This window comes from Aurantiacibacter hainanensis (assembly GCF_036321025.1).
Classification (GTDB): Bacteria; Pseudomonadota; Alphaproteobacteria; order Sphingomonadales; family Sphingomonadaceae; genus Alteraurantiacibacter; species Alteraurantiacibacter hainanensis.
Genome location: NZ_JAZAPB010000002.1, coordinates 490085 through 512616, shown reverse-complemented (window position 1 = coordinate 512616; position 22532 = coordinate 490085). Strand labels below are relative to the sequence as shown.

Below are 22532 nucleotides of genomic sequence, written 5' to 3'. Positions count from 1 at the left end.
GAATCCGCGAGCGTATTGTCATCAGTTCCATGAGTTATCCACCATTAACGGGCTGCTTCCGCGAACAAAGATGAAGTCCCCTTGGCGTGGTCGATCGTCTCGCGGCCGCGCATAGATGCTGGCAACATCGTAAAGCTTAAAGCCAGCTTCCGCCATAAAGGAAACAAGATCCAAAATCGGAGGCTCGTAGTCCTGAGAATAAAAAGAGAACTCTGTCAGGACGACCTCGCACCTTCCTAGAGTCAACGCCCCGCCCCGCAATGCTTCTAATTCGTACCCCTGGAGGTCAAGTTTGAGGAGCGCGCCTTCGCAGGCCGCAAGGGCGCCTTGTAGCAGCCGGTCCAAAGTGATGCAGCGCACCTCGATAGTTTTGCCCGCTCCAGCGGTCGAGACGATATGCGCACCGGTCGAAGTGGATGCAGCATCAGCCGCAAGGTTCACAATTGAGCCGTTTTGCTCGGGAGCGCCCAGAGCTGCCTGATAGATCGCTAGACGACCACCGGATTTCGAACGTAGAGCTTCAAGCGATTCTTGGCAGCCGGGCTGCGGCTCAATTGAATGGACCATCGCCTTCGGGAAAAGTTGCAACGCGAAAGAAGCAAAAGAGCCAACATTTGCACCTGCGTCAAATACATGATCTGGCTCAAACCCTCGCTTGCTGAGGCTTTTGAGCGCACCTTCAATCGCAGCGAAGCGATTTGCCCGCCCCTGACGGGTTATCTTGAACGGCGTTCTCGACATGACGGATTTAACAAATGTTTTCATCAACAGACTTTCCTGCGAGCAAGAGCGCTTTTCACCGTCTTGAGAAAGCCGATTTGTTCTACCTCCCAGTTGAATCGATCCTGTCCAAGGCGCCACGCATGCTCTCGAGCTGACGCCAGCCGCGCCGGATTGAGTAAGAAATCATCCAAAGCCTTTGCCAGCCCCTCGGGATCATTGGTGCTGAAAATGCTCATCGCAGGACCAAACTCGTCAATGATTCCCTGATGGGCGGGCGTATCTGAGGCAAGGATCGGAAGCCCGCCTAGAACATAGCTGAAGAGTTTGTTTGCAAGAGCTTTTTGGTTGTTTTCCGAAAAGCCAGTCTCTCCAGAAAATGCCAAATCGTAAGCAGCCCCCAATCGCTCGAGTGTCTCAGGCGCAGCAGGAGCCAAAAAATGGAGACGATCGGCAACACCCGCTCTCAAGGCAATATTGTGTAACGCATCGCGGTACGATGCGCTTCCTGCCCCACGAAGATAGAGGTGCGGTTTGCTAAAAGAGCGAGAGATCGCATTAATTGCGACTTCAAGGCCTCGGCCTGGTCCGATTGTCTGCGAGAACCAGTAAAGGCTGGGCGCAGGTTCAGCGGTGCCTCTCGGCGAAGGTGCCGCCACTCCATTTGTTCTCGGAAAAACGTTCAGGACAGTTGTAGGCAATTCGATTCCGTATGTAACTGCATAGGCCTCAGCAATCATCGGGGAGGCAGCGGTAACATATGCAGCCCGCGGCAAATAGCGACCTTCGATAGCCCGGATAATTTTCTTCTCCAAGTCATGCTCAGGAAGATCGGGAAGATCGCCAAGGTGATAATCCTCAGCATCAAAGGCAAAGACGGCTCCATGCCGATGCGCGGCACGCGCAGCTGCGGACAGCGCGGCGACGTAATGGGCGATATAAAGATCGGCCCGCTCAGCCAAGGCGGCGGTCGCCAAGTCTCTGGCGATAGGATGATGAGCACTTTCGACAGCCCGGGATGTGATCAAATTTGCTTTTAAGAAAGCTTTAGCGCAGTGACGTTCGAAATTCTGACGAAAATAAGATCCCGGGGATGTCTCAACAGGACCAAACGGAACCGCTGAGGTTTTGCCGATTTGGCGAGCAATTGGCACGTCATGTTCAGTGCCCCACTTCTGATAGCGTCCATGGATTACGGACACCTCAAAGCCAGCCTCCTTCAATGCCACCGCCTCTTTAACAAGACGAGGGTTCGTCGACAGATGTCCAGGAGAGATCAGGCAAATTCGATTCACTTATGAAGCTCTGCCTTCCTCGGTTCAGCAAGGCGTTCAAAGTAGAGCTTCTCATAGGCATCTACCACCGCGTTATCGCTGTAAAGCTGCTCGACGCGATCCCGGCATGCTTTTCGATCGATGGTCGACAGCTTCGCCACTGCGGAGACAAGCTCATCGATCTTCTCGCAAACAAAACCCGTTACCCCGTTCTCTACCACTTCGGGGACGGCACCGCGGTTAAGCCCCAAAACTGGCGTTCCACATGCCATGGCCTCAGCCATAACGATGCCGAAAGGTTCCTCCCAGAGGATCGGCATAAGCAACGCACCCGCTTCGCCAAGCAAGGCGTTCTTTTGCTCGTCGTCGACAGGACCAACGTAGCGGACGCGATTGCCATCCACCTTGGAAAGGACGTGCGCTTCGACCCAAGCTCGCTTCTCGTCGGGAATATTTCCCGAAATGATCAGGCGCCGACCTGTTCTCCGAGCGATCTCAATGGCAAGATGAGGTCCTTTAATTTCTTCGACCCTCCCGAGAAAGATGAGTGGTGCGTCAGAGGCTACGCTCGGCCGAAACGTGAAGCGCGCAACCGGGACCCCATTGGGAATCAATGCCCAGCGCCCAATATGCTCGACCGGAGCCATCATCCAGCGGCTGATGGCCGTGAGGCTTAGGGTGTCACGAGACAGAGCGTGGCCCAAACGTACCGTCTTTGGGCTAATATCTCGCTGATAACTCATGATCTTCGGGACCGCCAATGGCAGGATCGGCGCGAGGTAAGCAATGCGCGAAAAGGAATGGATGACATCAAAGCGCCCTTGTCCGACCGTGCGCGCCAACGTTGCAGCATTACGGAGCGTGTCGCTGACCGGCTGGCTAGACCGGCCAGGCCAAGGCATGAAACCGCCAGGGCTTTTGCTATCGGGATGGGCGAACAATGTCACTTCATGACCACGCTCGGCGAGGCCATGGGCAAGCATGTCCACAATTCTCTCGATCCCGCCATAATGGAGAGGGGGGACGGGGATTTCAGGATCGGCAGTGAGGGCAATACGGATGAGGCTTCTCCAACTTTAGCAGCGCCCTGAGGCATTGATGCCAATTCGCTCTGCGGCCCGCTGAGCGCGGCGTGCGGCTTTCCATCCAACCCAAGGCCGCAGTTTTTGAAAGCCGGGAGGGCCGCTCGGCTCGATGTCGGCGCCGCCCAGCTCAGCAACTCGCGCACAAATCTTAGCTCTCAAGTCCGGATGATGTGGGTAATGTTCGTAGTCGAAGGCTTTTAGGATGTTGGCGCAAGCTCGCCGGGTGCGGGGATTGTCCTCGCACTTGAGTAGATGCCCAACACCGAGCGTCAATGAAAGGAACTGAGATTCGACGGCCTTACGACTTTTTTGCCCAGACAAACTCCCTTCAATGCCCGAACGATAATACAGTCTAGCATCCCGCGCATAAACGATTTCCTGAGCCTTCAAGAGTAGCCGCGTAAAGAACTCAAAGTCATTTATCAGTGAAAGCCGCTCATCCCACCCATCTGCCTGCTCAATCAGATTTCGTGGGATCAGCCAAAGAGCACATTGCATCATCGGCTCTCCATGCGACCACTCGGCGGTCAGCCATTCCGAAGGCTCAGCATTCCGGTACATCGGAAGCGGCTGAAACTCAGCCTCGCTAGGTTCCGAATAGAACCTTGCCCATTCTCCCATTGCAATAGCGTCGTGGCGTCCTGACAGGCTTGCAACCTGCAGCTCAATCATATCTGGCGCTAGAATGTCATCAGCGTCAAAGAACTTTATCAACTCCCCTTTCGCTTGCGCGAATGCATTGTTGGCTGCCGAACATTGCCCTTTGTTTTGTTGGTGCAGTACGTGCACACCGAGAGCTCGATAGGATTCAAGAATTTCTCCAGTCCGATCGGTAGAACCATCGTTTACGGCAATGATCTCAATTTGAGACCAAGTTTGAGCAAGCACGCTATCCAGGGCAGTCGCGACGTGAGCCTCTGCGTTAAAGCACGGCATGCATACAGAAATCAGAGGAGAAGTCATTTTGCCCGAAGCGCCGGCTTGGCCATGCGTATCCATCTCTCCCGCAGGCGAAGAGCCAAGCGAGGGTGGAGCCGCGCTACGGCGCGGAATACCCCGCTACCTGACGACGTTGGAGGCGGAGCGATCTGGGCAGCCAAGTCTACTGCGTAAAGCGCATTGTCAGAATCGCCATACGCAGCGAGTGCACCGGCTACATGCCACAGCTTCATGGCAACATCCTGCAGATACGGTCCCACATCTTCATGCGCCAAGGTTCGGCGCATTACTGCAAAATGAGACTGCAGACATTTTAGTTGGTTCGCCGCCGACATTGATCCGCCCCGGCGGTAATTAATTATCGAGACTTCGTTCTCGGCACCGAAGGAGAGGCCGGCAAAGGCCAGCCGTATGTGACACGCAACATCTTCATTATAGAGCATTTCCGGCGGATCAATGTAGCCGCCGGCTTCAAGGAATGCCGAGCGGCGATAGAGACCGCAAAAGGGGTTAATTTGCTCACGGATGGCATAAGAACGCGGGTCACATTCAAGCTCGTCAGCATCGAAATTCCGGATTGATAGCAACTCGTCAGTTTCATCGTCGCGATACTCGTAGTCGAAAAGAATGACATCCGGACATTTCCCACTAATCCACTTCCGTGCCAAAGAAACGAAGTTGGGGAGCAATTCATCATCGGCATCATGGAAATGCAGCCAGTCTGCTTCTACATAGCGCGCGAGGGCGTCCTTTCCGGCACTGCATCCCCGATTGATGTTACCACGCATTACGCGTGCACCCATTTGTTCAGCTACTGCCGTTGTATTGTCCGTCGAGCAATCGTCATAGACCCAGATCATGTCAAACGGCTCTGACTGCGCCTGCGCGGATCGCAGGAGGCGGGGTAAGAAACTAGCTGCGTTATAGGCAGGTATCAAAAGCGCGATGGTTTGATGAGACATGGCACAGCCTGATGAGTTACTTGCTTACCGATTTTGCAAACCGACGCAACGACGGGAAAACCTTCAATATCTTCATCTTATGATAGCCGTTCAACTCAGGGTTTTTCAACAGTCGGAGATTGTAGAACAAGCTACGCAAGCGAGGAAAGAAGCCCGGTAATGCGGCTCCGGACAAGATGAGATAATTTCGAACAGCACCATAATTTGTGACCATGCCATACTGGCACTCGGGCGGCGTCCAATAGGTGATCTGCCGGTCCGCCAAAGCCGATTCAATTTCCGTGCGGGTTCGCTGGCCTCGCTCAATCTTATCGATGTCGAAATCGATCAACGCGCCGCATAATATTTGCTCGCAAAGCTCGATTTTGCCAGACCCTAAGATATCGCGAATGATAAGCGCCTCAGCTCCTTCGCAATTGAATTTTGTCCGGACAAATGCGTCGCTCGGCAATAGCGCTGAAAGGAATGACGAGGCACGAAGCGTCACAATTTCAATTGGATCTGTCTCTCCACCATAACTCGGCGCTTCGGCGAAGAGAGAGCCTGCAAGTGTTCCAGCATGATGCAGTATTGCACGCCCTTCTCTGTCTGATAGAGCCGCTTCGACCACCAAAAGCTTCTTATTTCCGATGGCCCTGATCTGCTTCGCAAGATGCGGCACTGGCTCAAAGCAGAGCACTCGATCGAAATTGAAAATCGGGTCCAAAGCAGCCAGCGCGCTGTGTCCTAAATACCCCCCGATATCGACAAAGACTCTCATGCTCGTCTGAGTCCTAGACGGGATCGCACCTTTTGAAGGAGGCGATCGCTGACATGCCGGCCGATACTCTTTAAAGGCAAAGCACCAAGCAACTCATCAATTCCTATCGTCTGGGAAATTCTTGGATCGAAAATATCACTGAGAGCGGAGCTTGGTCGCCTTGGCGGGTGTAAAGAGAACGAATTCACCGCTTCCTGGTAAGCAGCCAGCCTTTCTTCGGAAACTCGTCGGGGATCTAGTGCAGTACGCACCGTCTCGCGCCCGGCCATGCCAACTTCACGCAGCCGGTGGCGAGACATGGAGAGGACACGATCCATCGCTGTGGCAAGGCTGTCAGGATCCTCGTTGGCAAAAGTAAAGCCGTTCTCTCCATCAACTATCAATTCACTCGCTCCGGCACCTGTTGAGATCATTAAGGGCCTAGCAGACGACATGGCTTCAACGGCAGTGAAGTTAAATACATCCCAAGTCGACGGAACTATAATAAATCTTGCCTGAGCCTGTATCTTTGAGACCTCAGTCCGAGAGATTGCAGGGTGATGGATGAATTTTTCCCCCCAAATCTCAGGGAAAACGCTGCGCAGATATTGAGCCGCCGTAATGCCTCTAGTTCCCCAAGGCTTCACGCTGCCGTACCAATTCACTTCAAGCGCGTCGGGGCCCAATAACCGCAGGGCTTCACAAAGAGTATGCGGACCCTTCCAGCGCTGCAGCCGCCCAAACACGGCCGGACTGCCTGGGGCTCTTTGTTCAGACTTAGGCACTTCAGAAAGAGGAAAGGCAGGACGGATCACATTTATCTCACGTCGAGTTTCGGTGAGCCAATAATGTGCGTTCGCTTCACTGTAAGTTTGAACCCGGTGAGCAACGGCGAGGAGCTGGGGTTCCAGGAGTTGCGCCAAAAGATCTGAAGCCGCATGCCCCTGCTGCGGGTCATGTCGAGCGATTTGCCCGGCACTTCCGTGACACTGGACCAGATAGGGGACAGATTGTTCAAGGACAGCTGGAACAAACGAGAATGGCCAATCACAAACCTCGACAATGTCCGGCTCTAGCGCTTGCACTACATCCCAGGCGCGATATGCGACTGCGACAGCATTCGCTATATCAGGCGCTAACGATAGCACACCCCGACCGATTTCACTTCGAAGGGGCGCTGCTGCCTCGGCGGGAATGAAGTGACAGGTAGCACCTGGAATCGAGGGGGCAGACGAGGTATGATATGGGCTAGCAAATACTGCATGCACATCTGCATGAAGGGCGAGTTCTGGCAGAAGTTTGTTGTAGAACTGAAAGAGTCCACCCTCTCCACAGTCAGGTACAACAACAACAATGCGATTTAAGTTTCTCATGAGCCTTTCATAATTCAGATGAGGGGCTGTCCCAGCGAAATCACGCGGATTAGGCGTGGCCCGCCTGGTAAAATCGCAAGTAAATCAAACAATGATCTTCTGAAAAATGCCAACAAAAAACAGGAGAATACTGAGCTAAAGCAAACTGCCGTGACTATTAGATCAAAAATTGGCCAAAGTCCTTGAAATTTCGACTTTATTAAGAAAATGGAAATTGCAGCTAATGATGTGGCAAGAGTTGGCGGTATTGTCGCCAACGCTAAGCCAGCCAAACCGACTGCTTGGTCTCGTATTAGGAAAAATGCTCCGAACAAGAATCCTATCAGGCCGACAATGGCTAGCGCCCAGAGGTAGACTAATGGCCCTTGCGGAAGTAACCAAAAGGCAAGAGCGATACTTACGATGCCTGAGCTAACATCAATCGCCAATGACGCATTTCTAGACTCGTTTGCGAGCAATACTCGGCTAACTGTGAAATGCAGCGCTCCCGCGGCGCCGACCGCTGCTGCCGCCGGCAGCAATTGCGCAACGCTCGTCCAGCCGTCGCCGTAGAGCAACGCGACGATAGGATCTGCCTCGATCGCCAAATAAGTCGCTGCTGGAATGGCTATCCATGCAATGCCTTGAAGCACAAGCGCCGCTTTACGTCGAAATTGGCTAGAGCCGCGTTCAGCACGAGTCAGGATAGGGTAGAGCGCGCCAACGGAAATCATCCCAAGTCGGCCCACCAAGAGATTGGCTAACCCTAAGCTACGGCCGTACACACCGTTCACGGCTAATGAAAAAGTTGCAGCCATCAATGCCTGTTCAATGAAGCCACGTGCGGCACCAAGTGCCCCGCCGGTGAAGCGATTGAGACCAAAGCTGATGACATCGCGGTAGTATTTTCTATCGAATTGCCAGGTTGGTCTGAAGCCTGACCAAAATAGGTCAATTGCAGCAGGCAGTACAAATAAGGCGGGCTGCACGGCAAGGGCAGCGACCCCAAAACCAGCAAGAGCCAAGCCAATGCCAACACCTAGCGCTAGGAAGGTGCCCAAGAGAGACAATAGTCGAACGCGAGCCCAATTATGATTGGCATTCAACATGGCATTCCGAACTTCAGCCGGCGCCCCAATGAAAAGAACGAGGGAGAGTAGCGCAAGAGCTTGGCCGACGTCAGCACCCCAAACCGGCGCTGCGAGAAACTCGGCGGCGGAAAGGACGATTAGTCCAATCGCTGCACTCCAGACAGTTGCTGCAGTAAAATGCGACTGCCAGTCAATCGTGCTCGGGTCGCGGACTTGAAGTGCATGACCAACAAATGTACCCGCAGCAATCAACGTCACAATGCCCAGAATTGCCTGTGAAAGCGCCATCGCACCATACTGTTCGGGCGACAGCAGCCGAACGAGAACTAGCATAGCCCCGAATTGGGCTACATCTCGAATGACCTGGACACCGCCAGCCCACGCGAGTGCGCTACGAGCGTTTGCAGAACTCAATTGCTCACGCCGCGCATCCGCTGGCCCTGGTTGGGGAAGCGCAACGCTGGATTGCAGCCAATGATTGCAGCAAGTTTCTAAGGAATTCTGCTATCGAGTGCACCGTGGCTCTTGGACTAATGATGAACGGGACTCCGCCAGCACCTGTCGAAGTCCCAACCGGAGTTCCGGAAGATGGTCAATTCTGCCTCTCAGCCAACAGTTGAGAAAAAACCGTGGCAAGGCGTGCTTCATAATGTGGCCTGCCGAAAATCTCTCTCGTGCGTTTTGCTAGGGAGCCACGGTCCGGCCAGCCTCGAGTTAGAGCGTCGGAAAGGGCGTTTGGAAATTCCGCTTCCGCAACCGCCCTACCTAGCTCCCCATGCCTTAATGCGCACTCCGCTCCACCGGCATTGAGGCCAATTGCCGCAGTGCCGCAAGCCATGGCCTCAACGAAAGCTATGCCGAAGCCTTCTCCATGTGATGGCATCACATACAAGTCAGCGGCGCGATACAGATCGGGCAGATCGTTGTCGTCAACATAGCCGAGGAACCTGACGAGATCTTCCACCCCCTGCTCCCGGGCAAGGCCTTCGAGTCTCTCTCGATCATCACCTGTCCCCGCGATCAGATAACGAATAGCGGGAACCTTTTCCCGCAACTCACTCAGCAAGGAAATAACCCGGTCATGGCCCTTATGACGCTGACGGGAATCAAGGCGACTCACGGTAGCGAGGACAACTTCGTCCTCCAGCACACCAAGGTTCTTCCTAGCCGCATCACGGTCCGCCGGCACAAATCGTTCGTCCACAGTGTTCAATATCACAGCGCATCGAGGCGGCTCGATACCAGTCGCCGCAATCACCCTCTGAGCGGTGTCTTTGCTTACACAGAGGACGAGATCACTCGCCGCGAGAGATCGCCGGATTGCCCAACCTAATGGCCGCCATACTTCCAAGCCATGCACATGACTCACAACAGATGCGTCGCACATTCGAGCAATGACCGCAGCGAGAGGAGCCATGAAGGCATGACCGCAATAGACCAGATCGGGCCCCATTCGCAGAGAAGCAATGATTGCCTGTAGTGAATATGTGATTCGCCCGCTTTGCGGTTTGTGTTGATAAATACCTGGGGGCGTCTCAATCGAATTGCCGGCCAGGCGCGGGAAAACCTCAATCTGTCGGATTTCCGGCATCGAAATGAGACCTTGCAGGCAGTCACGGGTCGACTGTGCTATGCCCCCGGTTCCTCCCCAGGCCTCAGCCGCAAGGGCAAAAACCTTCAAAGACGCGGTTCCACTTGCGTGGTCGCCTCGACCGTTTGACGAAATCCCTTGCACGCTAAAGTAGTTAGACTCTTGCTGGAGAACTCACAGGTACGCCTTAACGTCGAATTCGATGAGGGCGGGTTCTTCGCCTTCAAGAATTTCTTCAAGGCGAGGCAGCGGGACCGTCTCAGAAGTCGACTCACCCGGTCTGAACATATATTCGACCTTCGGATTGAGGTTGATGACTGTCGGTTCGCCAAGTCCGAGCGCCGGATGCGCGAAGATTTCGGCAGCCACGTGGCCAAGCACGGCGAGGCTGAGAGACATGGTCACCGCCTTTTTGAGCCGCGACGTCCTCACCGGTTGCCCACGCGCGATAAGTCCAAATGAACACTCGCTGCCGATCTTGCAGACATCTATTTCGAGAACACTAGAATCATGGATTTCGCCAAAGAAGGGACTCGCCCAACTCGATAGAACGCAGTCCGCTTGAAGCCCGCGTTTTCAAAAAGTGAAGTGAGCGTATTAGGGCTCCAGAACTTGATGTGGCCGCCCTCCCAAAGAGCTGTGAAATGGTCATCCATTTTGCCAGTTACAGCAAGTGTCAAATTTTTCAGGTAGCTGTGATAAGGGGTACTGATGATCGCACATCCCCCTGGCTTCAAAAGAGACCTGACAACTTCGACATACCGCTTTGGGGAATAAACGTGCTCGATGACTTCGAGACTAAGGACTACGTCGAATTGTCCATACCGCTCGCCCAAGTCGTCATCTGTAGATCCGAGCTCTAGCCGGCACTCCGGGAAGTTTGCCTGGGCAATCGCGATGCCACTTTCGGATGGGTCGACACCTACGATAGAGAAGCCCTTGGATGTCAAATACGCAGCATTCGAGCCGTTGCCACAACCAAGTTCAAAGATTGTTTTGCCCTGTCCGATCAACTCAAGAACTCTCTCGACAACCGGCATTAAATAGCCATGCGTATGGGCAGCGCCGGACCGGTGATAATTGTAGTCAGGCGTAACGGTCATCTGACATGCTCCGAGTGCGGGTTAGGGCGAGCCATTATAAACCCTCGTTTTGAAGAAGCGCGTCCCAGCCCTTTAAGGCCGGTCCGCGATACAATAACCGTGCCTTCGCGCGATAGCGTCGATTTCCAGACGCCTTTTATAGTTCAGCAAGTTTTCCCCTCGCGCGATAACACCGACTTTCAATGTCGGCTAAGCAGCGCTCGTCCAAATGCCCGCGCATATGCTCGTTGGCCTTTTGCGTTGATGTGAATAGAATCCCTGAAATTGGCGGAATCCAGAGCCATCTCGGTGTAATCCGCGCCGCTAGAAGATAGCAGGTCCTTGAGATACTGACCTTCTGCGCTGCGTCCATTCTGGATCTCGTCGGAAGTGGGGTGAAGAAAAAAATGAACTTCTGGCCCGCTCGATTTTAAAATTTCAACTAGCTCGAGGAGTTCATCTTTTCCGTCGCTTTTTTCCGCAATCATATCCGTCGGCTCTGACGGAGCACTATTTTTGAGCCAATTAGGTAAATATCGAGGCAAATACCGATACGCTCCTTCGTACAGGGCTGAGACTGGTGCTGTTTCTGGTAAATCATCACCCAGATCTTCGGCATATGTCGGTACATCGTTTAGATCATGGCTGCTAAGGACAACGAAGATGTAATCCGCATCGAATGTGCCGTGGCGCTGGAGATAGGCAGACATATTTGCAGGCCCCCAAGACCCCGCGGATACGTTTCCAACCCACGAGCCCTCCGGCAAGGAGTTCCTGAGTAACTCAGTAGCCAACTCGTCCTGATCGGTTAAAGCGCCGCCATTGATGACGCTGTCGCCGAGGACGAGTACTTTCAGATTGGCATCCGGCTGATAGGGCGGTGAGCGCATCGAGTGTTGATTGAAATAAGCTCTGTTTCCGAAACGCTCGTAAGTGCCGGGCTTGAACATGTACTCGATTTCAGGGTCGCGGATCGTCAGGGGAGGGTCTCCCAGCCCAAGAATTGAGCGGGCGAAAAGTTCGCCTGCCCCTACAAGTCCGACGACTGCCACCAGACCAAGGCCAAAGGCTTTTTTGCTCCTAATCATGAAGTTTGCGTATCATCGTCTGACACACCGCCAGCCGTATGTCCTTTTTTATAGCTCCGCATGTCTCTTCGCCCTCACCCCACCCTCGCGCGATAACGTCGATTGAAAGATATGATTTCTGCACGCCGCCCGGCGTGCAATATCCTCGCTCCCGGCCAGCCAAGCTGGCCTTCGCTGCGGGCGCCCGTTCGGGCTTGCGCCCCGCGATGCGGGCCGTTGCTTACCCGCACCACGTCCACTGTACGGGCTCCTCGCTAGGCGCGCAGCAATCTGCGCCTGCTGCGGGTATCCGCCGGTTGGTCCAGCGCCCTGCGCGGCAGGCCGGGCCCCCAAGTGCGCCGATATCGTTCTCGAGTGGGAAATTGCCGAATATCATGGTCTTCAACGGCTACCGCACTGCGTAGGAATCGAGCCCTCGCAGTGCCAAACCTCGCGCCTGTTCAGCGCTTTGTTGCCGTGCAGCATTGACCAGATTATGTCAGAAGGGGCAAGCGCTGCATGGTCGATTATCCGCCGGCCGTCTGCTTTTTCAGTCACCCGGTCGCCCGCGGGAACGGCAATCGGGTTGGGGGACCTGGACCATGGCCGAGAACAACGCGAGGTCGCAAGCGAACGAGGGAGGAGCCGCGACGATTGCGCCGCCCGATCCCGTCGTCTTCGTGGAGGACCACTTCCTCCCCCCTGCCCTCGCCCGCGACCTGCTGCATGCCGCGCGCGCGAAGGCGGGTGCCGCCGAGGCGAGCACAATTGTCGGGGACCGGCCAGAGCCCGGCATTCACCTTTCGCACCCTTGCCACGGCCAGCGAGGCGATCCCGTGACGGCCTCTCCACCTGCGCCAGGGACAATCGTCCAGCGGATCTTCGGACGCATGTGCATGCCGCGTTTCGCTTCTGCCTCCTACGGGGGCAAGCTCGCCGCGCCCGGCCATGGCCATCGCCCGCATACCGAAGGGTTCGCCCGCCAGCAGCGATCCTCGGCGTGGTGTGACAAGGCGATCGGTTGCATTTGCCATATCGACGAGCCGCACGTGCGGTTCAGCGACGGCGAACTCGCGCCGCGCAGTTTCACACCTGCGAGCTCGTCTGCACGCTCGAGCCAGGGACCAGCCGGCGCGTGGTCTTCCCCTCGTTGGTCCGGCTCGCGGTTCGCCCGGCCGAGAGCACGAGCGGGAACCTTGCAGGCTGGCGCACCGCCGCCCGTTGCCGGCTGCATCGCCCGATCGGCCTTGGCTACGGGAGTGCCGGCCGGTTGAGCGCAGCACCGTCCATCGATGGATTCCTCGCGTCGCATCTTCGCGGCGAGGCCCCGCCATGGCCGCCGGCCTGGACGGATCGGGAGTTCGAAGAGCAGTTCGCCCGGCGGGTGTTCTTTCACGGGATTGCTGGCTTGCTCGTCGACCAGGCCGGCGCCCTGGCGGGCTGGCCCAGCTCGGTAACGACGCCCATCCGCGCAGAGGCGCTGGCGCAGGCCATGTGGGAGCTGAAGCACCTCCAGGTTCTGCGCGAGTTACTCGATGCCCTGCAATCGGCCGGCATCCCGAGCGTCGTTACCAAAGGGAGCGCCATGGCCTACGCGCTCTACCCGCAGCCAAACCTGCGCCGCCGAGGCGATACCGACCTTCTCGTGAGGGACACCGACCTTGCTGGCGCAAGAGACGTGTTTACACAGCTGGGGTTCACGCGCCTCCACAATACCCATGGGCCATTCGGTGACATCCACTTCCAGGAGGTCTGGCAGCACCGGGCTCTGGACGGTACGAGCCACGATATCGACCTGCATTGGCGCGTCACCAACTCGAATGCGCTTGACCGGGTATTGCCGGTCGAGGAATGCTTTGAGCGATCCATCGCCCTGCCTCGTCTGCACCCTGTTGCCCGGGCCAGCGACCCTGTCACCCGGCTCGTGAACGGGTGCCTCAGCCGCGCCTCGCACGCCGCCCGCGGATACGTGTCGGTGGATTGCAATCACTACGACGGCGACCGACTTGTGTGGGCCATGGACTATCACCTGCTCGCCCGGGAATACGGCGAGGCGGACTGGGCCGAACTTGTCCGTCTGACCTGCGAGCGCGAGGTCGCCGCGATCTGCCTCGATGGATTGCGCTTCGCCAGGAAAACCCTGGGAACATCCATCCCCGAATGCGTCGAGCGCGAGCTGGCGGCTGCCTCGCCTGATAGCTGGGTGCTCAGCTTCATCGACGAGCCCAGCGACCTGCGACGCCTGGCGACCGAACTGAGGGCCATCGGCAGCACGAAGCGGCGACTCCAAATGGTGCTCGCTCACGCCCTTCCGTCCGCCGCTTTCATGCGCAGCAAGTATCCGCAACAGGAGAGATGGCCCCTCGCGGCGCTATACGGTCGCCGCTTGCTGGCGAAAATGGTCCGGCTGGGGCGGCGCGGGCAGTGAACCGCGAGGACTCGCAATCCAGCCCAGCGCGCTGCCATCATTCGGCCACTGGAGGTGCGGGATGAGCGGAATCTGCGGCGTTCTCACCCTCGACGGACGACCGGTCGACAAGGCCGAGATGGCACGCCTCATCGCACCGCTAAAGGTGCGCGGACCCGAGGGGCAGGCGAGCTGGACCAGCGGCTCCGTGGGCCTGGGACACACGCTGCTGGCGACGACACCCGAAGCCGAAAACGAGCGCCTGCCTCTGGTCCATGGCCCGACCGGCTGCGCGATTACCGCCGATTGCCGGCTCGACAATCGCAAAGAGCTCTTCGCGCTTCTCGGGCTCGGCGCCGATGCAGCCAGCATGGGCGATGGCGAGCTTGTCCTGCGCCTTTATTGCGAACTTGGCCTCGTCTTTCTCGAGCACCTTGTCGGCGACTTTGCCTTCGCGCTGTGGGATCCGCGGCAGCGGCGCCTGGTCTGCGCGAGAGATCCCATGGGCATGCGGCAGCTCCTCTATACGCACCGCGAGAGCAAGGCCTTCGTCTTCGCGAGCGAGGCGCGGGCGGTGCTCGCACACGGCCTTGCAGATCGCACGATCGACATGGGCCGGGTCGCCGATTATCTCGAAGATCTCGAGGCCTATGACCTCACCTCCACCTTCTTCCACGAGGTCAAGCGCCTTGCACCGGGGCAGGTCCTCCTGGTCGACGATCGCGGACTCGTCTCTAGGCCCTATTGGCAGCTTCCCGACGTCCCGCTCCTGCACTGTTCGAGCGATGCGGAATACGCCGAGGCCTTCTTGGAAGTCTTTACAAAGGCTGTCGGCGCGCGCCTCCGGCACTCGGGAAAGCTCGGGTCAATGCTCTCGGGCGGCGTCGATTCAGGCTCGGTCTCGGCGGTTGCGAGCCAGCTGCTCCTGGCCACCGGCGGGGATCCCCTGCCCACGTTTTCGGCGGTGAGTGCGAAAGCCTCGCCGTGCGCCGAGACCCGCGCGATCAGGGCCGCCAGCACCATGCCCGGCATCGTGCCTTCCTATGTGGCTTACGAGATGCTCGGGCAGTTCCAGCGGGATCTGGAGCGGCTGACCGACGCGAGCCAGGAGCCGTTCGATGGCAACATGACGCTCGTGCGCGCCGTCTACTGCCTCGCCAAGGCCAAGGGAGCGAAGATCGTCCTCGATGGTGTGGCGGGCGACACGACCCTTCCATTTCACGACCCCCTCCCCCACTATTTCGCCCGGCTCCAGCTCTCCAGCGCGTGGCGCGAGGCCAAGGGCCGCGAGGCCTTCTGGGGCGGCGCGTATCCCGCCTTGGAGACCTTCATGCGTAGCGCATACCGGGCATATGTGCCGGAACCCCTACGCCGGATCAGGCATGCTATCGCGAATGATACGATGCCGCCAAACGGCAGGTCCAGCTGCGTCGCGATCGAACTGGCCGAAAGGGTAAATCTGGCGGACCGGCGCGCACAGTTTCGCCGCACCATCGACCCCAAGACCTGGGATCTCACGCAGCGCCAGTTCGCATTGGTTCACCCCTACGCGGTTGTCGCGCGGGAACGGTACGACCGCGTCGCCTCGGCCCTCGGAATCGAACCGCGCGATCCCTTCCGCGATCTCCGCCTCGTCAGGTTCTGCCTCTCGCTTCCGCCCGGGCAGATCGAGGCAGGAGGTTGGCCCAAGATCATTCTTCGCCGGGCGATGAAAGGGCTTTTGCCAGACCGCGTGGCTTGGCGCCGCGGCAAGGAACACCTGGGCTCCGCGTTCACCCAGGCGCTTTTTTCGCACCGGAAGCTGCCGTGGGGAAGCGACCCGAACTGGGGCTTACGACTAGATGGTTTGGTCCGGTCCCAGTGCCTCGGACCGACCGAGGGCGATCTCCCGAAGGCAGAAGACATTGATGGAGTAATCCGCGCGCATCACCTTGCATCGTGGCTGGCGCTGCACTAAGCGTTAATACGTATCGAGGGGTGAAAATACTTGACTGTTCCGCCTGCCAATTCTGCTGGCAAGCGCGCCTACGCGCCCCCCCGTTTGCACGTCTACGGATCGGTAACCAAACTGACCGCAGGCGGAAGCGGAACGGCAGCCGAAAACTCTTCCGCCCCTCTTGCCAGAAGGCGTGGCTGACCCGTGCTTGGCAGGGTTTGGCAGGATTGCGATAGCCGTGCAATCGGTCATGACGATCTCAGCCTGCCGCGCGTGGCACACCTCGACGGATGGGAGTTGACCTCTCCCTGGGTAGCCCCAAGGCAAGTGAAACACCTTGCGAGAGGGACGTGGGATGACGGTTACTGCGCCGTGTCGCAGACCTGCACCCCCTGCCACGAGATCGTGGTCCGCTTTCCGGGAGGCGTACAGTTCATGGTATCCACTGTCGGGAAGAAGATAGCGCTGCTCCATCGCCCCCCGGCCACGCCGGCCAGCAATATCCAGCACCTGCTTGTCGACCAGCTCTTACCCCGGCTTGCCGCGCAACTCGGGCACCTGGTCCTGCATGCGTCGGGCGTCGAGCATAATGGGCATGCATACCTGTTCCTTGGCGCGACCGGCTTTGGCAAGTCCACCCTCGCTGCAAGTTTCCTGCACGATGGCTACACTCTCATGACCGACGACGCGATCTGCCTCGAGCGCGAGGGCGAGGAACTGCTCGCTCGGCCGCTCGTCAAAGACCTGCGGCTCAACCCCGATTCCATCGCGCACCTTTTCGCCTATCCCCCTTGGACGAGCACCGTCGCCAGTTATTCCGCAAAGATGCATGTGCATTGCCGCGGCCTGAGAAATGGGCTGGCGCCAGCAAGTCTCGGCGGCCTATTCGTCCTCGATCCGCGCCCAGACCCAAGCGAAGCCCGTATTGCGCCAATGCTCGCCGCCGAAGCCTGCATGGCGCTGGTCGAGAACAGCTTTTCTCTCGATATCCACGATCTCGAGCGCGCGAGCACGAAACTCGAAGCCTGCGCCCTTATCGCCTCGAAAGCCCGGGCATTCAGGATGACTTATTCTCACGATTACCAGACCTTGCCTCGGCTCAGAGCGGCGATCCGTGCCGCAGTGGCCGGCCATGGGAACCAGCGCGATGACCAACGCGATAGGGTCAACGAGGAGAAGAAACGAGGTCATGAATCATGAGAAGATCGGCGAGAACGCTCGCTGGGTGGTCAGTCGCGATATTGTGGAGACGCAGGTATCCGGCGAGACCGTGATCCTGCACCTAGAGACAGGCACCTATATCGGCCTTGATGCGGTTGGCACGCAAATCTGGGGAGACGTCAAGAGGGGGCAGAGCTTGCACGACATCTGCGCATCCATTTGCCTGGAATACGACATCGATGCCGCTCGTGCGAAAGACGATGTCATTTGCTTGCTCAAAGACATGGTTGGCCAGCGCCTGATCACCCCGCAACCAGCCAAATAGCGACGCATTATAACTTGGCTAAAAGTACCCTGTCGAACCTTGGGGCACGAACAGTTTCGAATTGGCACGGAGACTGGAACATTCTGTCCGTAAGTACCACAGAACCTTGTTGACACTCGGGTTAATGGCCTAAAGTCTGTGTTCAGTAATCGAGGGGTCGAAGCTAGGCGCTGGGCAACACAATCGGACCGAGCTTTATCTGTGCTGCGCTCAGAAGTTGACGAGGCAGGTGGTCCTCCAGCGTGTTCATCGTGCGGGCAATGCGGGGCTAGGGTATGACGCCGGGAAGTGGAAACGAACATCGAGCTATCGGCTCCCTCGCTCCCGACCTATGGTTTGGCAGGCTTAGAACTCTGGCCGCGCGACTTCCAGCGGAGGAGATCGGGCTGGAAGAGGCTTTGCGCCACGTGTTTCACCTAATCCAGATCGCGCCCGGCCCCTTCCGCGAGCTAGTTGCATGCGAACTCCCGGAAGAATTGTTCGAAGCCTATCTTGAGGGAGGCACGTTCGATAAGGCCGCAAACGCGCTGACCTCTTCTGCGATACTCGAGATATCCGTCGAATTGTCTGACGGCCAGTACCTTGTCGCAGTGCGCTCCGGGCTGTTCGATGTCCATGCCCGTACAGCAGGATCCCACCGGGAGGTGGCACTACTTTGCGGATGGATCGAGACCCTTCTGGCTATCGAAGATGCTGCCCGCAGGGAAGGCTTCAGTCCTCCATATCGAGACCCGCGTAGACACCAGTCCGCACCGCATCGGCGGTCGATCCAGCATTGATCTTTTTGAACGCGCTTGCCCGGTGGATTTCTACGGTGCGCGGGCTGATGCCCAGGTCTTTCGCGATGCTGTTATTCGAGTGCCCCCGCGTGACCAAGGTGAGAACTTCCCTTTCCCTTGGCGAGAGGCTGTTGACAAGTTGGCCCGCCTCGAACCTCACAAGCTCCTCTCGCCGACGGACCTCCGCTCTGGTGGAAATATTTTGGACAAACCGATCCACCTGCTGAGCAGAAATCGGCCATTGCAGATAGTCGATCGCGCCAGCAACGATCGCCTTTATGACGTGCTCCAAATCGAGCCTATCTGAATACAGAACGACAGGAAGGTGTCCGCGTTTGCCCTTCCAGCACTCCATCTTCTCTATGGCGCTCCTTGGTCCAGGTCGATCATATGCGAGGACAAAACCTTCATCCGCTCCAAAGATGGCAAACTCCTCTGCGGACTCGAAGATCTCGGCATGCCATCCTTGATCAAGGAAAGTTCGGGAGACCGCGGCACGCCGGCCCGGATCGGTATCAACAATGTAAGCTCGCATGCTAAACCCTTGTATTGTATTATTCCTTAAGGGCATATACGCATGGCGCCTATGGGCCAATAGGTATCTGCCCGTAGGGCGCGAGATGATTGCCGGGTTAACGCAACGAACATGCGCGAGCGGGTTATCCGAGTAATCGGCCACTTGTCGACTGGCGACCTGCAAGACCATTTGGATAACGCTCAATCTCTCCGCCAGAGGCCCGGAAATTACCCGTTGCAACAACATCTTGGTATTGTAGTGGGGCGCGTTTCCGAATTTGGCTCGGACTCACACCGGGCTCTTTGCGAAAAATTCAGACTGTCAGCGGTACTTTCATATCCCATGGACAAGATATCAGATTGGAGCACGCCCGAGACTGGCGTGCTCGACGATTGCGCGGACAACCTGGTGATGCCGGAATTGGCAGCAAGGAAAGAGATCGTTGTAGCGTTTTCGCCCGCACCTGAAGCACCCAGTGACCACCGCTTCAAGGCAGATAACCAGCTTACTGTCGTCGCCATGAGCGTGCTTGCGGCCGCAGCGGCGGTCTCCTTACTAAGCGGTGCCGAGCACCTTCTCTGGTGGGCAATTGATTTCGGGATACTGCCCCCGCCTCCTGGGCCCGAAACCTACGCTTTATCGTTTTCGAACTGATTCGAACTGGGTCAGACGAAAATGAAGGCGATAGCGGCTTTGCCGGCAAAAAGGCTGAGCAGCAGTGAAAAATCCACAGCACGGCTGACGATCGCTTGCCCCATCTACCCATCCTCCTTCGTTAGAAAGAGGTTTCTCAAGCGCGAGGCTTTCAGAATGCCTCACCAATTAGGTTTAACGCTGGATTTACCACTGGCGTGTAGTCCTGGATGCCAGCACCCTCGAGATTTCCGATGAATACCAGGCTCACTTCACCTGCGGTCCAGCAGAATTATTACGGTCAGCCAGAGCGCAGGGCCTTTGGCTTGCGGCAGGATCGGGACTACTGGGCTCGCCGAACGCGGCGGCGATACCTGGTCTTCATGGCAAGTCTCGGGTTCGCACTCGCTTGGATGATCTTCTCACTTTGGCTGTCTCTCCCCTGGCTTGCCGATCTTGGCCAGCTCAGCCATCCGCTACTCGCGATCCTTGTTCTCACCTTCATCGCCTATGTCCCCGGCTTCATGAACGCCTTCCTCCTGTCATCGCTCGTGCTTCGTCCGACCTCACTCCGCGCCGATCCTCCGACATGGCCGGGAATTTCTGTCCTCATCGCCGCATATCAGGAAGAGGACATGATTTCGCAGACCCTCCGCTCTTTGAGCACGAGCCCCTATCCAGGACCCATTGAGGTGATTGTGGTCGATGACGGTTCGCAGGACAGGACCTTCGACGTTGCTTCGGGCTGTCGGAGCCTTTTCGCGGCGCGCGACGACTTTTCCCTCGTGATCTTGCGAATGCAAAGGAACAGCGGAAAGGCTGCTGCGCTCAACCATGGCCTTGAGCAGGCCTTTCACGACCTTGTGATCACGATTGATGCCGATACCCGGCTCGAGCCGGGCGCAATATCATCGATCGTCGCGCATCTATATGCGGCCCCTCCCCAGACCGCCGCAATCGCCGGGACGGTACTCGTGGCTAATCCGAAAGCAAGCCTTGTCGCCGCAGCTCAGCAGTGGGATTATTTCCACGGGATTGCAGCCGTCAAACGCATGCAAGGGATGTTTAATTCGACCCTCGTCGCACAGGGTGCTTTCTCCCTTTACCGTAAGGCTGCACTGATCGAGGCCGGCGGCTGGCCCGATACAGTGGGCGAAGACATCGTCCTGACCTGGTCGCTCCTGCGCCGTGGCTACCGCGTGCGCCATGCAGAGGACGCGGTTGCTTGGACGCACGCGCCGGAAGACTTTCCCGCGCTCGCCCGTCAGCGAAAGCGCTGGGCGCGCGGGATGATCGAGGCGCTCAACCTGCACAAGAGCCTGCTGCTCAAGCCAAGGCTGGGCACGATGTTCATCTACTGGAACCTCCTGTTCATCGCCATAGACCTGGCCTTCACCTTCGCATTCCTGCCGGGCATCGCGCTCGCGCTATTCGGGATCTTCTGGCTCGCGGGTCCCGTCACCTTGCTGGTGCTGCCGCTGGCGGCCCTGTGGAACGTCATCATTTACCGCATTCAGACTCGCATGATGAAGCGCGAAGGCATCGCCATGGAGAAAAGCGCCCTGGGCTTCATCGCATTCGCCTTCTTCTACCCGCTCGTGATGCAGCCGGTCTCGGTGTGGGGCTACGCGTCGGAATTTATCGGAAGGACCAAGCAATGGGGCTGAGGCCGCTAACCAGTATGGGAATGTTCGCCGCGACGCTCGCGCTTGCCGCCCCCGCATTGTCGCAGGAGGCCGGAGACAGCGTACCTGCATTGGGGACCGAAATTTTTGCATCTGGCGACAGTGATAACACGACAATCCTTCGTGCTGCGCTTGATTTCGACTTGCGCAATGACGGAGACGCAGATCGCATCGGGATCCGGCTCGAGAATGCATGGTACGAGCCTCTCGGTGGACCGGTCCGGGAGCGCCAGCGCGTCTTCCTTCAAGCCGGTGACCGGTCTGATGAATGGACTTGGGCTGCGCGGCTCGGCACCGATGGCAACGACGTCATTGGCAGTGCCTCGATCCATGATGAGTCACGGTTTCGCAAAGAGTTTTTCATCGAACGCGACATCATCGAAACTCCCCTCGGTCTCGAACGCGACCTCTACACCACTTTTGCAGGCGGGGTGATTGACCTGCCGGTTGATGATCGAAACATATTCACGGTTCTCACCGGTCTGCAGGAATTTTCCGGAGACAATGAACGAATTCATCTGCGCGCCAACTTTATTCACGTTTTGAAACCCGATGCTGGATTGAGTGTGCAACTCCGGACGCGCTACTTCCACAGCACCGAACCAGGTGAGTTCGACTATTTTTCACCGCGAGACTTCGGACAGGTTCTTCCCACCGTACAGCTGCGCCGCTTCGTCGGGGGCTGGCAGTTCCTCGCCGTCGGCGGACTTGGAGCGCAGCGGTTCACAGGAGGAGACTGGCGGCAGGCGAATTATGCGGAAGGGAGAGTGCAGAGTCCTTCCGTCGGCCCCTGGAACATTACAGTTGAAGTGATCTATGCGAACACGCCGGGCAATAATGCCGTGCAAGCTGGCGGATATGACTATGTGCAGGGGCGCTTTGCAATAAGACGCCGCTTCTAATTTCGGCCGACCAGGATCCTACACGCTTGTCTCGGTGCTTCCGATCGTCGAACTTACAGCAACTGCGCGGACACTTAACGCAACAATCAACATGCGCGGCAAGCTCCTTGGCGAGCTAGTGGCAAACAAGGTCAAGGCGTCCCGCCCATGTCCAAAATGGTGACATGCGCGCTGCCGGGATTGATCGCTTCCGGTCGATCTGCTTGAATTAGGGAATGCGACCGTCATCAAAGCCGGTCCTACCTTGCTGCAGGGCGCGGAAGGGGGCGTTGTCCCAATGCTTAA

The 22532-nt window shown here is 57.3% G+C and carries 20 protein-coding genes; 7 read left to right on the top strand and 13 right to left on the bottom strand.

Going from position 1 to position 22532, the window contains the following annotated elements; all coding sequences use genetic code 11:
* Window positions 1–21: 21 nt before the first annotated feature.
* The 12 genes from AAA989_RS09910 to AAA989_RS09855 all read right to left on the bottom strand — a co-directional run bounded on the left by AAA989_RS09910 (window position 22) and on the right by AAA989_RS09855 (window position 11923).
* Window positions 22–765 (bottom strand): FkbM family methyltransferase, encoded by a 744-nt coding sequence (locus AAA989_RS09910; protein WP_338243119.1) that lies wholly within the window; start codon window positions 763–765, stop codon window positions 22–24.
* On the bottom strand, window positions 765–2015 hold the full coding sequence (locus AAA989_RS09905) for a glycosyltransferase (protein WP_338243118.1): 1251 nt from the start codon (window positions 2013–2015) through the stop codon (window positions 765–767). Before AAA989_RS09905 ends, AAA989_RS09910 begins: the two co-directional genes overlap by 1 nt.
* On the bottom strand, window positions 2012–2995 hold the full coding sequence (locus AAA989_RS09900; RefSeq protein WP_338245493.1) for a glycosyltransferase: 984 nt from the start codon (window positions 2993–2995) through the stop codon (window positions 2012–2014). Before AAA989_RS09900 ends, AAA989_RS09905 begins: the two co-directional genes overlap by 4 nt.
* A 75-nt stretch (window positions 2996–3070) precedes the next feature.
* Window positions 3071–4042 (bottom strand): glycosyltransferase family 2 protein, encoded by a 972-nt coding sequence (locus AAA989_RS09895; RefSeq protein ID WP_338243116.1) that lies wholly within the window; start codon window positions 4040–4042, stop codon window positions 3071–3073.
* Window positions 4039–4980, bottom strand: coding sequence for a glycosyltransferase family 2 protein (locus tag AAA989_RS09890; RefSeq protein WP_338243114.1), 942 nt, complete (start codon window positions 4978–4980; stop codon window positions 4039–4041). Before AAA989_RS09890 ends, AAA989_RS09895 begins: the two co-directional genes overlap by 4 nt.
* Before the next feature lie 16 nt (window positions 4981–4996).
* A complete protein-coding gene (locus AAA989_RS09885) occupies window positions 4997–5740 on the bottom strand; it encodes an FkbM family methyltransferase (RefSeq protein ID WP_338243112.1) in 744 nt (247 codons plus the stop codon).
* A complete protein-coding gene (locus AAA989_RS09880; RefSeq protein WP_338243110.1) occupies window positions 5737–7092 on the bottom strand; it encodes a glycosyltransferase family 4 protein in 1356 nt (451 codons plus the stop codon). The genes AAA989_RS09885 and AAA989_RS09880 overlap by 4 nt, the downstream gene beginning before the upstream one ends.
* 14 nt (window positions 7093–7106) lie before the next feature.
* Window positions 7107–8576 carry an oligosaccharide flippase family protein gene (locus tag AAA989_RS09875; RefSeq protein WP_338243108.1) on the bottom strand — a complete coding sequence of 490 codons (1470 nt, stop codon included), beginning with the start codon at window positions 8574–8576 and terminating at the stop codon, window positions 7107–7109.
* A gap of 178 nt (window positions 8577–8754) precedes the next feature.
* Window positions 8755–9843, bottom strand: a complete 1089-nt coding sequence (locus tag AAA989_RS09870) for a glycosyltransferase family 4 protein (RefSeq protein ID WP_338243106.1) — start codon at window positions 9841–9843, stop codon at window positions 8755–8757.
* Window positions 9844–9927: 84 nt separating this feature from the next.
* Window positions 9928–10152, bottom strand: coding sequence for a hypothetical protein (locus AAA989_RS09865; protein ID WP_338243104.1), 225 nt, complete (start codon window positions 10150–10152; stop codon window positions 9928–9930).
* A gap of 89 nt (window positions 10153–10241) precedes the next feature.
* Window positions 10242–10856, bottom strand: coding sequence for a class I SAM-dependent methyltransferase (locus AAA989_RS09860; RefSeq protein WP_338243102.1), 615 nt, complete (start codon window positions 10854–10856; stop codon window positions 10242–10244).
* Between the two features lie 179 nt (window positions 10857–11035).
* Window positions 11036–11923, bottom strand: a complete 888-nt coding sequence (locus tag AAA989_RS09855; protein WP_338243100.1) for an SGNH/GDSL hydrolase family protein — start codon at window positions 11921–11923, stop codon at window positions 11036–11038.
* 1249 nt (window positions 11924–13172) lie between these two features.
* Here AAA989_RS09855 and AAA989_RS09850 point away from each other — a divergent pair.
* From AAA989_RS09850 to AAA989_RS09835, 4 genes are all read left to right on the top strand, one after another.
* On the top strand, window positions 13173–14330 hold the full coding sequence (locus AAA989_RS09850; protein ID WP_338243098.1) for a nucleotidyltransferase family protein: 1158 nt from the start codon (window positions 13173–13175) through the stop codon (window positions 14328–14330).
* A gap of 61 nt (window positions 14331–14391) precedes the next feature.
* The gene (locus AAA989_RS09845; protein WP_338243096.1) at window positions 14392–16266 is read left to right on the top strand and encodes an asparagine synthase-related protein; all 1875 of its coding nucleotides are present in this window, start codon (window positions 14392–14394) and stop codon (window positions 16264–16266) included.
* A 351-nt stretch (window positions 16267–16617) separates the two neighbouring features.
* Entirely contained in the window at window positions 16618–17445 is an 828-nt protein-coding gene (locus AAA989_RS09840; protein ID WP_338243094.1) for a hypothetical protein, read from the top strand.
* The gene (locus tag AAA989_RS09835; protein ID WP_338243092.1) at window positions 17435–17731 is read left to right on the top strand and encodes a PqqD family protein; all 297 of its coding nucleotides are present in this window, start codon (window positions 17435–17437) and stop codon (window positions 17729–17731) included. Before AAA989_RS09840 ends, AAA989_RS09835 begins: the two co-directional genes overlap by 11 nt.
* Before the next feature lie 711 nt (window positions 17732–18442).
* On the opposite strand, the gene AAA989_RS09830 is transcribed toward AAA989_RS09835, so the two are convergent.
* Window positions 18443–19045, bottom strand: coding sequence for a response regulator transcription factor (locus AAA989_RS09830; protein ID WP_338243090.1), 603 nt, complete (start codon window positions 19043–19045; stop codon window positions 18443–18445).
* Window positions 19046–19369: 324 nt separating this feature from the next.
* Between AAA989_RS09830 and AAA989_RS09825 the strand changes: the two genes are divergently transcribed.
* From AAA989_RS09825 to AAA989_RS09815, 3 genes are all read left to right on the top strand, one after another.
* On the top strand, window positions 19370–19681 hold the full coding sequence (locus AAA989_RS09825) for a hypothetical protein (protein WP_338243088.1): 312 nt from the start codon (window positions 19370–19372) through the stop codon (window positions 19679–19681).
* 392 nt (window positions 19682–20073) lie between these two features.
* On the top strand, window positions 20074–21327 hold the full coding sequence (locus AAA989_RS09820; protein WP_338243085.1) for a glycosyltransferase family 2 protein: 1254 nt from the start codon (window positions 20074–20076) through the stop codon (window positions 21325–21327).
* On the top strand, window positions 21318–22247 hold the full coding sequence (locus tag AAA989_RS09815) for a hypothetical protein (RefSeq protein WP_338243083.1): 930 nt from the start codon (window positions 21318–21320) through the stop codon (window positions 22245–22247). The genes AAA989_RS09820 and AAA989_RS09815 overlap by 10 nt, the downstream gene beginning before the upstream one ends.
* The last annotated feature ends 285 nt before the right edge of the window (window positions 22248–22532 follow it).

Bases quoted from the DNA above. Each gene is read 5' to 3' on its own strand.
- AAA989_RS09845 (WP_338243096.1), top strand. From the start codon at position 14,392: ATGAGCGGAATCTGCGGCGTTCTCACCCTCGACGGACGACCGGTCGAC.
- AAA989_RS09830 (WP_338243090.1), bottom strand. From the start codon at position 19,045: ATGCGAGCTTACATTGTTGATACCGATCCGGGCCGGCGTGCCGCGGTC.
- AAA989_RS09885 (WP_338243112.1), bottom strand. From the start codon at position 5,740: ATGAGAGTCTTTGTCGATATCGGGGGGTATTTAGGACACAGCGCGCTG.
- AAA989_RS09835 (WP_338243092.1), top strand. From the start codon at position 17,435: ATGAATCATGAGAAGATCGGCGAGAACGCTCGCTGGGTGGTCAGTCGC.
- AAA989_RS09895 (WP_338243116.1), bottom strand. From the start codon at position 4,042: ATGACTTCTCCTCTGATTTCTGTATGCATGCCGTGCTTTAACGCAGAG.
- AAA989_RS09825 (WP_338243088.1), top strand. From the start codon at position 19,370: ATGGACAAGATATCAGATTGGAGCACGCCCGAGACTGGCGTGCTCGAC.
- AAA989_RS09860 (WP_338243102.1), bottom strand. From the start codon at position 10,856: ATGACCGTTACGCCTGACTACAATTATCACCGGTCCGGCGCTGCCCAT.
- AAA989_RS09855 (WP_338243100.1), bottom strand. From the start codon at position 11,923: ATGATTAGGAGCAAAAAAGCCTTTGGCCTTGGTCTGGTGGCAGTCGTC.
- AAA989_RS09865 (WP_338243104.1), bottom strand. From the start codon at position 10,152: ATGTCTCTCAGCCTCGCCGTGCTTGGCCACGTGGCTGCCGAAATCTTC.
- AAA989_RS09815 (WP_338243083.1), top strand. From the start codon at position 21,318: ATGGGGCTGAGGCCGCTAACCAGTATGGGAATGTTCGCCGCGACGCTC.
- AAA989_RS09820 (WP_338243085.1), top strand. From the start codon at position 20,074: ATGATCTTCTCACTTTGGCTGTCTCTCCCCTGGCTTGCCGATCTTGGC.
- AAA989_RS09910 (WP_338243119.1), bottom strand. From the start codon at position 765: ATGAAAACATTTGTTAAATCCGTCATGTCGAGAACGCCGTTCAAGATA.
- AAA989_RS09880 (WP_338243110.1), bottom strand. From the start codon at position 7,092: ATGAGAAACTTAAATCGCATTGTTGTTGTTGTACCTGACTGTGGAGAG.
- AAA989_RS09890 (WP_338243114.1), bottom strand. From the start codon at position 4,980: ATGTCTCATCAAACCATCGCGCTTTTGATACCTGCCTATAACGCAGCT.